Source organism: Photobacterium aquimaris (assembly GCF_002954455.1).
Lineage (GTDB): Bacteria > Pseudomonadota > Gammaproteobacteria > Enterobacterales > Vibrionaceae > Photobacterium > Photobacterium aquimaris.
The window spans coordinates 251505-267856 of the sequence record NZ_MSCC01000002.1; the positions used below are offsets into that span (position 1 = coordinate 251505).

At 38.1% G+C, this 16352-nt stretch carries 7 protein-coding genes; 3 read left to right on the forward strand and 4 right to left on the reverse strand.

Annotated elements, in window-relative coordinates:
- Positions 1 to 169: 169 nt before the first annotated feature.
- From BTN98_RS12190 to BTN98_RS12205, 4 genes are all read right to left on the reverse strand, one after another.
- A complete protein-coding gene (locus tag BTN98_RS12190; protein ID WP_060996850.1) occupies positions 170 to 916 on the reverse strand; it encodes a phosphatase in 747 nt (248 codons plus the stop codon).
- 11 nt (positions 917 to 927) lie between these two features.
- Positions 928 to 3057 (reverse strand): tRNA(Met) cytidine acetyltransferase TmcA, encoded by a 2130-nt coding sequence (locus BTN98_RS12195; RefSeq protein WP_060996851.1) that lies wholly within the window; start codon positions 3055 to 3057, stop codon positions 928 to 930.
- Between the two features lie 102 nt (positions 3058 to 3159).
- Positions 3160 to 4134, reverse strand: coding sequence for a ParB/RepB/Spo0J family partition protein (locus BTN98_RS12200; protein WP_060996852.1), 975 nt, complete (start codon positions 4132 to 4134; stop codon positions 3160 to 3162).
- 7 nt (positions 4135 to 4141) lie between these two features.
- Positions 4142 to 5356 (reverse strand): AAA family ATPase, encoded by a 1215-nt coding sequence (locus BTN98_RS12205; RefSeq protein ID WP_060996853.1) that lies wholly within the window; start codon positions 5354 to 5356, stop codon positions 4142 to 4144.
- A 1342-nt stretch (positions 5357 to 6698) separates the two neighbouring features.
- Here BTN98_RS12205 and BTN98_RS12210 point away from each other — a divergent pair.
- The 3 genes from BTN98_RS12210 (at position 6699) to BTN98_RS12220 (ending at position 16316) form a co-directional block, all read left to right on the forward strand.
- The gene (locus BTN98_RS12210; RefSeq protein WP_060996854.1) at positions 6699 to 8699 is read left to right on the forward strand and encodes a replication initiator protein RctB domain-containing protein; all 2001 of its coding nucleotides are present in this window, start codon (positions 6699 to 6701) and stop codon (positions 8697 to 8699) included.
- A 137-nt stretch (positions 8700 to 8836) separates the two neighbouring features.
- Positions 8837 to 11107: a patatin-like phospholipase family protein gene (locus tag BTN98_RS12215; RefSeq protein ID WP_060996855.1), complete on the forward strand. Its 2271-nt coding sequence runs from the start codon at positions 8837 to 8839 to the stop codon at positions 11105 to 11107.
- 832 nt (positions 11108 to 11939) lie between these two features.
- Positions 11940 to 16316 carry a M36 family metallopeptidase gene (locus tag BTN98_RS12220; protein WP_060996856.1) on the forward strand — a complete coding sequence of 1459 codons (4377 nt, stop codon included), beginning with the start codon at positions 11940 to 11942 and terminating at the stop codon, positions 16314 to 16316.
- Positions 16317 to 16352: the final 36 nt, after the last annotated feature.

Below are 16352 nucleotides of genomic sequence, written 5' to 3' on the forward strand. Positions count from 1 at the left end.
TAGCTGAGGTGTTTAGCTGAGGTGTTTAGCTGAGGTGTTTAGCTGAGGTGTTTAGCTGAGGTGTTTCGCTTAGATGTTTCGCTTATTTACAGTGTAAATCATGATCTCCAATTTACACTGTAAATATAAATTATGGCCAGTTTACAGTGTAAACTGGAATACTAACGCACTACCATTGATGGCCTTGGTATTGTTCAGCAACTGCTTTTCCACGTTCAGTTAAAAAATCTAACAAGCTTTGAGGATGTTGAGTCGTAATCAATTCTTGAGGAAAATTAACATGCGCTAATAAAGTCTGAATACTAGAAAAGTTACCAACATCAGCAGCAAAGTGCGCATCTGAACCGGTTGTAATTCTAGCCCCGACTTCTTTTGCTATCATCGCAATATCTTCACATCTTGGTGCACTACCAACACGAGAGCGACCCAATGATGAATTATTAATTTCAACTAACACATTATGCTCAGCAGCAGTACGGATCACTTTTTCAAAATCGAAATCATAATTAGGATTACCAGGGTGACCAATCGCATCAACAACCCCTGATTTAATCGTATTGATCAACGCCTCTGTATGCTCTTTTGCTGTCATTGGCTTAAATACTGGCTCATGTAAACTCGCAATCACCCAGTCTAATTTAGCTAATACCGTGTTATCTAAATCAACCTCACCATCAGTATTAACAATATTTGCTTCAACGCCACGTAACACTGCAACGCCATTAAGAAATCGAGGCAATACCCGTTGATTAGCAAAATACCAAAAATGGGGCGCTCCAGGCATTAAAGAAGCGTGATCAGTATTACAAAACATTTTTAATCCCTTCGCTGCAGCAGCTTGAGAGTTTTCAATTATTGTACTGTAAGCGTGACCACTTGATAATGTATGGGTATGAGTATCAACTTGAATCTGCATAACGTAAACCTCTAATGAACTGAAGAAAATAAAAAATAATAGCGAGCAACAACATCACGTAAATGTTGCTGGGCTAACTTTCGACTCGATAAATGATAACGTTCAATTATCACTGACCAAGATTGTTTCTGTAAAATTTTTGCAATCACAAATCCTAAATCATCATCCCAACAACAATCATCACATAATAAAAACTGTGACAACCAACTTTCAAGACTTGCAACTACGATGTCATAACCAAGGCCACCATCGATAAAAGTATCCAATTGGTGATTAATTTGCTGTTGCGATAACCCATAATTTAGCGGCTGCTGAACATTTGCAGAATATAATTTAAAAAATAATTGGCTATCTAATTGGCTAAATTGTTCAACTCGCTGACAACAAAAAGAAGCGCTAAACAAAGATAGAGCATCATCAAACCATGATTGCGCAGCATTTGATAATGGTTTAACACACAATAAAGAATGGTGTCCACTGGCAACATCTTTTGTCATTCCTAACCGCAGTGGGCGAAAGGAACACTGAGACCAAAAATCAACGAGCTCACTAACAGCGCCAAAACTTGTGCCAACATAATCAATGTTATTATTTCGCGCCTGTTGTAATACCGCATTCACAAGTTGAGTACCAATACCTTGCTGCTGAAAACCATCAACAACAGCAATGCGCAATATACGATAGCAATGTTGTTGTGCCGCCACAGAATAGCCAAGATGTGCAGCTAAAGATTGTGCTAACAAATGTCCCTGCGGACGTCGTTTTCCTTGCATTACTAACTGCGCTAATTCAGTATCAAAGCCCCCTTCTTGAGATACCACACAACAACCAATAATGACGCCAGCTTGCCTTGCGACAATAAGAGATAAATTGGGATCATCCAACAATTGTTGAATATCATTAGGGGATGTTTGGTAATGCGCATTCACTAATAAGCCAAAAAGTTGATTTAGCAACACTTCATCATGCGCAAGTTGTGCTGTATCTAACACCGAATAATCAATCGCGACAGTAGCTGATTTAATATCACGTAGAGTGCAATCAGGGGCTTGTGCTGTCAGTAATAAGGTTTTAAAAATCCAAGCCTCTAGTGGATCACCAACAGCCCACCTTATTGGTTGCTCCAAATGATAGCTTCGCCATTGCGGCATTTTTTCAGTTAATCGTTGCTTAAATTTAATTTCAAAACCGCGACCTGTTCCTTCATAACCATGGATGGTAGTCGCAAAGACTAAACGATTATGACGACCAAGTAGTTCCGTTAATATGGATGCAGGAATAGCAGCGGCTTCATCGACAATAATAAAATCGTAATTAGAAGCATCATTAACAATCTTATCTGCAGCTACAAACTCGAGTCGGCTCGATCCAATATTTAATTGATGGGGATGGGTTTGATTCGTTGTCTGCAATCGCAACTTAGCATGTTTAAACACAGTTTCAGCACAAGCAAATGAAGGTGCAGTTACCGCAATCTTCATTGTGCGAGTAAGCAATAGTTCCGCGGCAGCGATACCTAACGCTGCCGACTTTCCACGACCACGATCAGCTGATAAGACTAACGGTCGCTTTCGATGCCCTATCATCACTTTAATGATAGTATCGACAGCTTCTGATTGGCCACTGGTTAAACAACGACGCTGAGTATTGGTATCAGTAAATATTGTTGGTGGGGTTATATCATCAAAAACTGCCGTTAAACAACAGCGTGGCAGCGGTTGAGATTGCTGAATCAAGATCACTTCAGGCTCTAAAAACAATCGTCCTAAGCGTTTATAAAATGGTGTTGTAGTATGGTGTAACCGCCATGTTGGTGGCGCAATAATAATGCATAAGCCTCCCCCTTTAATCGTACCAGAAAGTGCACCTAAGGCATCAGCATTAATACCATCAAAGGCATTGATAACCACTAAATCAAACTCTTGCCCAAGCCACTGCTTAGACTGTTTAAACGATGATGGAATAAAAGACATTGGTGCATTATCACCGGCCCATAAACGTTGTGGAAAGTAATTCCCAATCGTCGTTGCACTAGCTGTCGCCCATTCAATATCGCCTTCTAATACGACTAATTGACGACAAAAATATTGTGATAGCTGCTGCTGAAGTTGAGCAAAAAATGTCTCTAACTGCATCGACATAAATAGATCCAAAAATAAATGACAAACAGATCATAACACAGCTCCAACTGGCATAAAAAAACCACGCATAATAGCGTGGTTTTTATTAAGTACAATCGACCATTACTTTAGATAATCATTTAAATAAGCAAGTACATCACTGATCTGACGGTCACTCATCTTTTTCAGTTTAAGCTGTAATTTATCACCATCGCGAGTATAAGAAACTTTACCCTTAATGAGATCTTGTGACGTTGGCTTTTCAACCACAGCTTTCGGGTGTAATTGCTCCCCTAATTGCTCTAATTTTCCAGTCACTTCACGCGTTATACGGCTAATACCTTGCGCATTAATTGTTTTCCATAATGCCGCATTCTCACCACTTAAATCAGCAATCATATGCTGTTGCTGCTCATGATTTAAACCAAAGAAAATACGATGAAGTTTGACAATCGTTGGGCGACCAAGCTCACCGACACTAGGGTAAGCCATCAGTAATTCCATCGGTAAACTTGCCGCTTTTAATGCACCACTCACCAATGCTTCACTGCATTGTAAATACTTCGCAAGCTCTTTTTGATCCGCGACTTTTCCTGAATCTAATAGCGACTGCATCTCTTTACCACGTTCAAACAGTGATAAAGGTTTATGCGCATTCGCAACATCAGATAGAAACTTAGCGTGTTCAGTATTAATGCCCTTTGCTACATAAATTAGAAAATCTTTATGGGCAATAATACAAGACATACGACGGCGACTACCGTCTAATACTTCAATACGACCATCTTCAAGCCAACGACCTACAGCTGGATATTGCTGACCGCGATCTTTTAATGTTACTAAAATATCAGCTAAAGCATGCTCATTTAGGAAAGCCTGCTCACGGGCATTTTCAGCAAAAACGATTGTTTGAGTACTAACATCATCTGCATTTACTTTTACTAATTCAAACGCAACAGTATCTTCGCCCGCAACAGCTAATTCAATAACCGCAGCTTTATCACGTGCTGCTGTTTGTGCTTCTGTAACGTTAGTAGCACGACGTTTATCTGCTTTACCAAATAAACGCGCATTAAGATCTGTAGTTTTAATCGCCATCTGTCAATTACTCCTCGTTCAAGTTTGCCCAGTGGCTGTGCATAACACGTTCTAACTCTAAACCAACACGCTGAATCGCTTCCTGAGCTGTTGAAAGGGTCTTTTTGCCCCCTTCAAATTCAGCCGCAGTAAGATCAAAAACAGTACTATAAGTATCAGCACAGGTTTCAAAAGCACGGCTGCGCGGCACTGTCGCCATCATTACTTGCTCACGTAGCAAGTAATTCATTTCAGTTAATACAGAAACTTGTTTTTTATTATCATCTTCAAACATGGTTGGCATTAAACGAATAAACTCTAAACCATGCCAATCTTCTGGGAACATCTCATAAACAGTCGGTAAATGTTGGAAAAAGTTAACTGTTGATGCCCAGTCTAGACGTTTTGCAGCACATGGAATAATTAACGCATTAGACGCATACATTGCATTCCACACTAAAGGATCGATGTGAGGACCGGTATCAATCATGATGATATCGAACTCATCAGCAATAGGATCTATCACTTTCTCTTTAAGCAACCGAACAATATCAAGGTCTTGATTTACTGCAAGATCTTGCCATGCATCAGCGTTGAACATTGCATCTTCTGGAAAAGCAGCAATTGTTTTAAGGTTAGGATATTGGGTTGGCATCACCACATTATCCATTACAAAATGTTTATCCGTTAATACGCCTTCAGGCACATTATCTAACATTACATCAACAGCTGAATAGATTGTTTCTTGCTTGCCAATACTAATCAAAGGGTTAAGAAATAAACGTAATGATCCTTGAGGATCAAGATCAATAAGGCAAATTCGGTAGCGTTTATCTAAATCTAACGCCAAACATGCAGCAATATGTACTGCTGTCATTGATTTTCCAGTACCACCTTTTTGGTTCTGAACATTCACTACCCAAGGTTTACGACCAGCACCTTCACGCTCATAAAAAGCAGGTTTTTTCGCTGAAACCATTAATTGGTGAGCTTCTTCAAGCGTTATTGAGTAATGGTTCGCTTTATTTTTAGTAAATTGATGACCTGTTGCCTCCATCCGTGAAATAGCATCATCCAACTTTCGACGCGTTAAGCCTGAACGTGTTTCCATTAAAGCTTTTGACATTGGTGGAAAAACCTCGTCACGACGCTCTTCTAATACAATTTCAATACGATCAGCTTGTACTTGTTTAGTTTGCTCTGCAATATTGAGCAAATTTTGTATCGTCTGTTCCCTATTCATTATTACTCTATGCCATGATGATTGACTGAATATATTGTACAATAAATAACGACATAAACAATAAAAAGCTGAACAAAAGCATGTGATATTATTCGCACATAAAAACATGATTTAATGCAAAAAGCATAAAATTTCATATTTTTTAGACTTAAATCTGTCTTTATTATCTTCATAATTACCCAAGGAAAACACTTTTATAAAAGTGTTACAGTGTCACAGGTTTACAATGTAAATTAGAATAGGGGCTCTTTTTATCGGAACAATGAAAATAATGAATAATTTACGGGATATGTTATTTCAACATTAAAAGCATTTCCAACACCAACAATAGCGTAATGCTAATGAAATAGCTCAATTTCATTAGCAAATCAGCCTAAAATAGCAAATAACGATTAACTATCTAAAAAACAATCTGAAATTAGGCCTAACATTTAAAAAAATAGTCTCTGTACTTGATCATTGTTCCATTGAAAATCAGCTAAATATGAAACGATGATCAAGCACTGATAATCATTAAAAAACCATTGTTTACAGTGTATTTTAGTTAGATTGATAGCGGAAAAATGATCAAGAGCAACAATAAAAATCAGCCATTGAAACTAAACGCTACGGAAGCATGTAAAATCTCCGTAGAACTACGGAGAATGCAGATTCAATAAGGGGTTAGAAGCAATAAAGGTCAGCATAAAATGATAAAATTAACATGAGATTGAAGCATCATAGTTAGATTGAAATACACTTAATCGCTGATGATCATTGATCCCACAACGGATTGATGATGTTTGGTCGCCTTTTTACGTCAAATGTCATTTCAATTTAGTGTCAATTCAACTTAAAATTCATTGTCGATTGAATATTTGAGCATGATATGACGGCTTAAAACTTGAAACTACGCAATGGTGATCATCTTTCCAGTCTTAAAAGCGCAATCAGAACCCAAATAGCCACCTTCATGACCTCAAATAATTCTATATTTACTCAGCTTGTGAATAAGGTTGTGGATAAGATGATAACGACCGATGATCATGCTTTCAGATTTATTATGATCATGTTTTCAAGTTAATTATGATCATCGTTCCAGCATGATGATGATCATGCTTTCAAGCTCTATATGATCATGCTTCTGTATTTACATTGATCATCGTTCCAATACGCAATAAAAATAAGTTTAATAAACATAAACTTATAATCAAAAAAATAACCTGATCATTAGATCATATAATCAATAAGATCAGATTTAATCATAAAGATCAGTTTTAAATACTTTAAATAAAAAACTTTCTTTCTTGATCTTTTTCTATTAATCTTTACGGAAAGATGATGCTTCTACGGCTAATGACAGATGAACTCCGCTCAAAAACCAAAAAAAAATCCGATTGATAAAATATTAATCGAAGCGCCAAGATCACACAAAGATGGTCATTTATTTGTGATCCCTGCAAATTTAGTTGATTGGTTACCTCAGTATCAACATTTTAAAGGCGTAACCAAAAGTATTATTGAGCTATTGAACATTATTTCATTACGTGGATTATCAAGCCAAGATGGTATGGTTTCTACGACGGAGCTCATTGAAGCAACAGAAGGGCAGTTAACACGAGCAGCAATTCAACAACGTTTACGAGCCGCGGTTGCAGTTGGTTTATTTAATCAACAACCAGTACGTTTTGAAGAAGGTCTTGCTGGTAAAACGATGCTTCATCACTTTATCAATCCTGCTTTGCTTATTTCGCAGCTTGGTACTGGGAGTTTACTCTCTGAACAATTTAAACAGCATGAAAAACAAAAACGTTCTAAAGCCCTTGCTCAAAATCATGTTAATCGCCGTTTACTGACTGAATATGGTTTAGGCACTCCGCCTTCAATGCCAGATGAAGCTGATCAGATTGTGGTATCACCGACAAGTTGGGCGGGGATTATTGATCAGGCTTTAGCACCACCTCGTACTAAAAAAAGTTATCAAAAAGCCATGGTTGCGATTAGCGGCACTAAAGCGATCATTGAAACACGATCATCAAAGTCGATCATGACTGTTGATGATCTTATGACATTATTTGCGTTATTTACATTGACCGTACAATACCATGATCATCATCTTGCGGATTATGAGATCCAACTACGTTCAATGGCGAATAAAACACCAGTATATATTACAGATATTTTGGCGCTTCGAGGCAAGAAAGATAGCGGTCCTGCGCGAGATTCTATTCGTGAAAGTATTGATCGCATTGAATTTACTGACTTTCAATTGCATGAATTAACCGGCCGTTGGCTGAGTGAAAACATGCCTGAAGGTTTTAAAAGTGATCGATTTAGATTTATAGCTCGTACAATTACAGCATCAGAAGAAGCACCTCAAGAAGGTGAAGATGGTGAAATTCGCATCAAACCAAATCTATATATTTTAGTTTGGGAACCTTCCTTTTTTGATGAACTGTTAACTCGTGATTATTTCTTCTTGTTCCCGCCAGAAATTTTACGTCAACATACTTTAGTGTTTCAGTTATACACCTTTTTCAGAAGTCGCATGTCTCGTCGTGTGGTTGATTCAATGCTTTTAAGTGAATTAAATCAAAAGCTTGCTAGGAATATCGAATGGCGTCGCTTTTCTTCAGATATTATTCGTGAATTAAAAAAGTTAGCTGAAGGAAAAGTGACAGAAACCATGTTTGCGGTAAATTTATGGGGTTATCACTTAACGATTTCTGCTGAAGAAATTGATAAGCGCTACACTGATTATCGTATTGACATTAAATCTGATGCTGAAGAAGTCATTCGTTATTCTCGCGCGAAAACAACCAATGAAGGTAAACGTAATATGGCTCCAACAATGCCGAATCCATTACGTAATGAAATTATGCCTAAGCAAGCATTGGATCAACTCTCAGCGATTATTGACGGTGAATTTGAACCTATTCAGCGTAAAGAATCACGTCCTCGTGGCCGTTTAGGTCGCCGTATTAAGCTCCGTAAGCACTTAGTTGAAATCAATGCTGATGAGTTAACAATCGTTTTATCTAAATATACTTCTTCAGAAGCGCTACAACGCAGTATAACTGCTTTATCAGCAATGACTGGTCATCCTGCTGCGACAATAACCGAAGAGTGTCAGGGTTATCTAGAGAAGCTTGATTGGCTGCATGTGGCGGGAGAGCGTGTGAGTTATGAAACCCTAAGTAAAACGGTTGAATTGTATAATAGTCGTCAAGATGAACGCCATTTATCCATCGAACGTTTAATTTCAGGATTAGCTGTTCGACGCAAAGTATGTAAGCTCGTCCATGAAGGTCATATTACTGAGCAAGTTTTAAGTGCATTAGACGATGTCGCTAAAGGCATTTGATTTATAATCACAAAAGAGTATTAATAAAGAGAGTGCTTATAAGTGCTCTTTTTGTTTTAATAAACTTCAAACAATTAACGCATGATACTAGCAATGTATTATGTGATATTAGGTATTATTGTTAGCGGAGTTAGACGATGTTGTTCAGTAAAAAGGATTTTAGCAGGGTTTTATTTTGTATTATTATTAGTACACCAGCTGCTAATGTCTATGCTGCAGCGGCAGATCGTCCCGTCATTGAACGTCCTAAAATCGGGTTAGTGCTCAGTGGAGGGGGAGCGAAAGGTGCTGCCCATATCGGGGTGCTTGAGGTTCTAGAAGAGAATCGTATTCCCGTTGATATTGTGACCGGTACCAGTATGGGGGCTTATGTCGGTGGTATGTATGCGATGGGCTTCTCGGCACAAGAAGTTAAGCAGCGTACTTTTGATACCAATTGGAATATCGGTTATATAGATCGTGCTAGTCGTAATGACTTATCGCTACGTAGAAAAAAACAAAATGATACTTATCAGTTACATACGGATTTAGGCTTAGATATTGATGGTGAGTTTAAATCTCGTCCTGGTGCTTTTCAAGGCCAAGGTTTGGCGGTACTTTTACGTCAACTTACTAATAATTTACCCGCATTAAAAACCTTTGATCGTTTGGCTATTCCTTACCGTAGCGTTGCGACTGATATTACGAAGGTGACGCCTGTCGTAATCAGTTCGGGTCATTTAGCGACTGCAATGCAAGCGTCAATGACAGTGCCGGGCGCATTAAAACCTGTACATTTAGATAATAAATTATTGGTTGATGGCGGTGTGGTTAATAATATGCCAGTTGATGTCGCTAAACAGCTTGGTGCTGATGTTATTATTGCGGTAGATCTTCGTGATAGCTTAATGCCTAAAAAAGATTTAGACAGTGCTTTGAATATTGTTTCGCAGCTAACAACTTTTATGACTAATGCCAGTGCTGATTATCAAAAAAGCTTAATGAAGCAAACTGATATTTATCTACAGCCAAATGTTGCTTTTATGACGGCTGCTGATTTTGATAAACTTGAGCAAGCCTATCAAGCGGGACGAAAAATAGCGATAGCATCATTACCTCGTTTATTACGTTATCAATTATCACCAACAGACTATGCTGAATATAATAAACAAAAAAATATTCGGCGAGTACATCTCTCTGCACATGACTCTTATTTTATTGATGATATTGAAATTGTAAATAATACTAATTTACCGAATAAAACATTATTAGCACAATTAGATTTAAAAACAGGGAAAGTAATATCTAATGATGAATTAGAGCAAGCCGTTAAACGACTTCAAAGTGAAGATATTTATGGGCGTATTAATTATTCGATAAAACAAAAAAATAATAAAAATATTCTTGTGATGGATATTAATGAAAAGTCCTGGGGCCCAGGATATTTAAATTTTACTTTAGCATTTGAAGATGATTTTGAAAGTCGCTCTGATTTTTCTTTTGGTGCTCAATATATTTATACAGATCTTACCGAGAAAGGCGGTGAATGGTTACTTGAGTGGCAATTAGGTAGCTGGAAAAAAATTACCACTGAATTTTATTTTCCAATAGATTATCAGCAACATTATTTCACCGCATTTGGTGCTGAAGTCAGTAATGAAATTCGCCGATTTGATCATTTTAATTTTAATCATAATGAATTAAAAAATATTGATGCAAAATATAATCAAACACATGCTTATGTTGAAATGGGATGGAATATTAAGCCTTGGGCTGCCCTTACATTAGGTTATCAAGGGCAAACTGGTAGCATTAGTGTTGCTTCTATTGATCGTAAAGAAGATTATGATTTGTATGGGCCTTACCTCAATCTTACTTATGATGATTTAGATAGCTTCTTTTTTCCAACCCATGGATCTTATTTAAACAGTGAAGTTGGCTATAGTCATACCCTGCGTTTACCTGACTCTGGTAACAGAAAGAATGGCGATACGGTATATTATAGTTTATCGATGATAAAACCGTTTACATATAATAGACATACATTAGTAGCATCGATAAAAACTGCAGGTTCAGATGCTGATGATTTGTTGCCTATTTACGCGCAAGATCTTGGCGGTTTGTTTAACTTATCAGGCTATCATCGCTATGAGTTAAATGGGCGTTATAGTGCGTTGACGAGCTTAGTGTACCGTTATCGTGTCATTGATAATAATTTTGGGGCGATAAAATTGCCGGTTTATGTGGGTGGTTCGCTAGAAAGAGGCGGCGTATGGGATCGTTCATCAGCTATAAGTTGGGATACTGCAATTACTGCGGGTAGTGTTTATGTTGCTGTTGATTCTATTTTAGGACCTGTTTATTTAAGTTATGGTCAAACATCTACAGGTGAAAGCTCATTTTATCTTTCACTAGGTGGAACATTATAAATATAAATATTTTGGTCTTTACTTATGCTTTTCGTCTATGTATATGTATAAATTAAATTAATAGTTTACTTAATACTGACAAAAAAAAATTTATTTTAGTTGATAATTATTAGCGATATAACCTTTTGCTTTTATATGTTTATTTTTCCTTTGTAAGGATACAAAAAGAACAATAATTTTACGTTTAAAAGTATGATATGATTTTTTTGAGCCCTTGTTGGCTCTTTTTTTTATGCTGAATTTTATAATCAAGGCAATAAAAAAGCCCTTTAATAACTATTATTAAAAGGGCAAAAAACAGTTTATTGATTAATATTCCCAATGTTCAATATTATGTGAACTACTAAATTGATTTGGGAAATAATCTTCACATGTCCCCTCACGCCATACATTGGCTGTTGCACAGTGTAGGCCACCAAATGCATAATCCTAAACAAACGCCACTGGTTATTACTGCTGATAAATAAAAATACCGCAGACAGTGATCCACAATATGATATTGGCAAGAATAAAAGCATCAACTGCCCAATAACCTGTTTACATTACTCTTTCCTTTTTTTAAGAGGCTGGAGTAATCGATAGCAACACGCGATGCATAGGTGGTTATATTCGGTGATTTTAAGGTGATGAACTAGCTAAAAGCTGCCGTAAAACAATCAATAAACGCTAGATCTATTTGCATCATTTTTAAAAGGGTGAAAAAGTATTCATTGTGATTAGCCGCAAAGGCAGTCTTTGTTATAAGACGAAATCGGTCATTGGTTATTACTATAATTTTATATTGTGTCAGTAATGCTGACGGTATAAATATAAAATTATAGAAGGTTGTATTATGAAAGGATTGCACTATTGGTATGGAATATTACTGGGTGTGTTACTCTCGCTCATTGGTTGTAATGATAATAGCGCCAAGGTTGATGCTGTAACGGTTGATTTCTCTCCTAAATTTAGTGCTTTTCAAGTATTCAATAATAACAATCAAACCATAGCCAAAAACGTTCAAGCACCTATTTTAGTTGCGGGAAAATTAACGGTAACTAACCTCGATCAAAATACCACTGAAGATTTTGATTGGAAAGCCTATTTAGACGTCGACAGTTTTGCAATATCATCTGCAACTACGTTAGGTTTAGCCCCCGCTAATTATCATTTCGTGCTTCATATACAGCATAATCAACAAGCTTATTATGGGGAACTGACAACAGAAGTTTCAAGCGGTAATGCGTTAATCGATATGGTTATAACGCCAGTGTTAGGTAATATTGATACTCAAATATCGATTAATCCTGAAATGGCGAAATTATTTTTTAATGTCGATGCAACGCAATTAAATCTATTGGCATTGAATAACCCTATTGTTGGGATTGCGATTGATAATGCCGCAGAGATGAAATTTGCGATTAATCCTGCAACCTCACGTTCAAATCTTTATTTTAATATTGCTTTTGGTAATTACGATCTTGGGGTTAATTTTTACGATGATAATCAGCATATAGGTAAACTGGCTTTACCTAATTCAGCATTAGTGATTGACGCAACAACGACAGATATTCAGTACGATATTATTCCTTTAATGGCTATTGCGGTGTTTAACTTTGACGCGCAGGGAGATAGCACCAACTTAACCATCGAGATTCCAAATAATATTGTCGATCATGTCAATGGTCTTAATCATTTACGTACTCAACTTAAAGTGATCAACCCTGATAGCATGATTGTCTTTGATAATGCGATTACGTTGACGCCAGCCACTAGCCCAAATACGGCCTATCAAGCGACGATACCACTGAATATCAGTTTTGCAGACGCAAATAGTGAAGCGCTTTATTTAACCCTTAAATTTTTTGATGAAAGTAATCAGTCGGTCAGTGCTTTTGCAAGTTGTACCTCAGATAATTTTGTTTTAGCCAAACAAGATAAAACTCTTGGTTGCCAAGTGACGTTTAATGATTCTGAGGTTGAAGTAGTTACGGCATTAAATGCGCAATTTGTAGTGAATGTCTATGACGCTAATGGCAACCCGATCAAAGGTGCAGAAGTTTATATTGATGATGCATCAACGCCGATTGGTGTTACAGGCGAAGATGCCTTTACCACCGATGGAGCGTTGGTGTTTACAGCCAGTGTCGGGGCGCACGATATTAAAGCGCAAGCAATTGGATTTATGGTTCAAAAAGCTGTGACAGCGGCACCATTAAGCATTAATAATGTCGATTTATATTTATCACAACGCCAAGATACAACCGATCATCTTGAAACAGCTAATTATGATATGCGAGTCGCTGCAACGGCCAATATCAATATTACTCCCACCACCACACAGGTAAATGCACAAACAACATTGACGCAGCGATTACCGACGTTGAATGTCGATTTTGATAAAAAAACCGGTGTCGCGCGGGTTATCTATAATCAAACCGGTTATTTAACCGAAGCTGATCCGACAAAATCAACTGCAACAGTAGTAATGGAGTTTCTTAATCAACAACGTGGCTTATTACGGTTATCTGACACCGATTTGGCTAATGTTAGTCAGCAAGTTCGTCAAACACAAGCGACGGGTTCACAACGCTATTACTTTCAACAGCAACGTCATGGACGCGATATTTTTAATGCCTTATTACAGGTAAATGTTAATCGTGATGGGCGTATTTTAAGTGTTAACAATGGTTTTTCACCCGCCGTTGATCAAGTCATCGTTAATAAAGCCGCTCCTGCGGTGTCGGTGCAACAAGCGATCATTAATGGTGCGAGAAAAGTCGGGATCAACCTGATTCATCAACCAAAGATCGACAGCGAAGATCTTAGTCGTGACGATCAAAAAACCACGTTAATAGCAACAACTGCTTCTAAAGAGCCAATTGATGCCACACTGGTATATTTTCCAGTCAAAGGTGATCAACTACGCCTAGCATGGAGTTTTATTTTATTTACCCACGACCAACGCCATGTCTACCAAATGCTGGTGGATGCTCAAAATGGTGATGTACTGGCATTCTTTGATCAAGTAGATAGTGATAGCTATGAGGCGTTTCCTATTCCGGTTGAATCGCCAAATCATGCTACGCCATTAAATACTCGTCAAGTGATCAGCAACCCAGCGGCTAGCCCAGGTTCACCGTGGAAATGGCATGATCTTGATGCCAGCATTGGTGCTGAATATACCATTATGCGCGGTAATAACGTCCATGCTTATAATGACTCAAATAACAGTGGGTCACCGACAGGTACAGAGCCTGATTGTGGTGCCGGTCTTAACTGCTTATTTCCATTGGATTTAACATTGTCACCAGCAGACAGTAGCTATGCTGCAACAGCTAACTTGTTTTACTGGAATAATATTATCCATGACATTACTTACCTGTATGGCTTTGATCAAGCATCTGGTAATTTTCAGGTGAATCAATACGGCGGTGCAGGTATTGGTGGTGATGATGTTCGTGCTGAAGCACAAGATGGCGGCGGTTATAACAATGCCAATTTCTATACGCCAGCGGATGGTATTCGCCCTCGAATGCAAATGTACTTATGGAATTTAACCACGCCTGAACGTGATGGTGATTATGATGGCGCGATCATCGTTCATGAATATGCCCATGGTATTTCTAATCGTTTAGTCGGCGGTCCGACCAATGTTAACTGCTTGAGTAACTACCAACGCCCATCTGAAGGGATCAGTGATTTATACGCCATTATGTTAACCCATCCTGCTGGTATGACTGGGGCAGATCCTCGCGGAATGGGAACCTATGTACTTGGACAGCCAATAACCGGTGCCGGTATTCGTCCTCAACAATACAGTACTGATCCAGCGATTAATAATTATACTTATGAAAGCATTATATCTGGCATGTCAGTGCCTCATGGTATTGGCTCGGTGTGGGCGCAGGCGGGTTGGGAAGTCTATTGGGCATTAGTTAATGAACATGGCTTTGATAGTGATTTGTATAATGCGATGGGAGGCAGTGGTAACCAACGTGCGTTGTTATATTTCACTGAAGGGCTAAAAAATACTATTTGTTCACCGAGTTTTATTGATACACGCGATGGTGTCATTCAAGCTGCAATTGATAATTACGCTGGTGAAGATGTGTGCCTAGTGTGGCAAGCCTTTGCTGATTTTGGTTTAGGTGTTGATGCGGTTTCGGTCAGTAATAATAGTCTCAGTGTTACCAATGGCTTCGCGATTCCAACCGCTTGTGATGATACTGCAGATGTTTGGGTTGAAGATACCCATTATGATTACACCGGTACCGCGCCAGATACCGGAAATGAGCCTGACGCAAATATGGTTGGGCAGAATATGTGGCGCAGTAAAGCTATCTGGAATCGTACCACTGTTGGCAGTACTGGTGGTCATCAAAATCCTGAATATGGTCAGCCAAACGAGATTAATGTAAATGTTAAAAATCGCGGTGCAGCCACAGCCTTTAATACCACGGTTGAAGTCTATTGGGCACATGCTGCGACGGGATTATCATGGCCTGCAGATTGGACTCTATTAGGGACAGATACTATCGGTAGTTTAGCTGTCGGTGCAGATATTAATGCGACAGTAGGCTGGACACCACCAAGTACTGGTCATTACTGCTTAATTGCTCGATTGGTAAACCCACAAGATCCAATGACTAATCCTGAAACCAGTAATATTAATTATAATACCCGTTATAACAATAATATTGCGTGGCGTAATATGAATGTGGTGGATTTATTAGCGAATCTAACTCAACAAATTAACTTTATTGCCCGTAGTATTACTAAAGATAGTAACCCGATTATTCTTCAGATTGGGACAGCAGAGCAGCAACGGTTTTTACAACAAGGTGGGCAATTACAGATCAATTTAGTTAATTTTACGGGTCAAGATGAATGGCAAACGATCACCCAATTGCCGCATATTATTCGTAATCTAAATGCTATTGTGACCCCTAATAACCAAGGTTTAAACGAAGGGGAAATTAAATTACTTTTCAAAGCTGATCCTATGGCGATCACTGATAATACTCGTGGTATTTATCAATTGGATGTGATGCAACTTGATGATAATTCTGACCAATCCAATGGCGGTATTGCATATGAGATAATTACTCGTACCCATCTGACAGATAGTGATAACGACACCATACCTGATATCCAAGATCTTGATGATGATAATGATCAGCAACCTGATATTGTTGATAATTTCCCACTTGATATGTCACGCCAGTAATTTGCTGGTAGCGTAAAATAAGCAAGCCCCGCAATT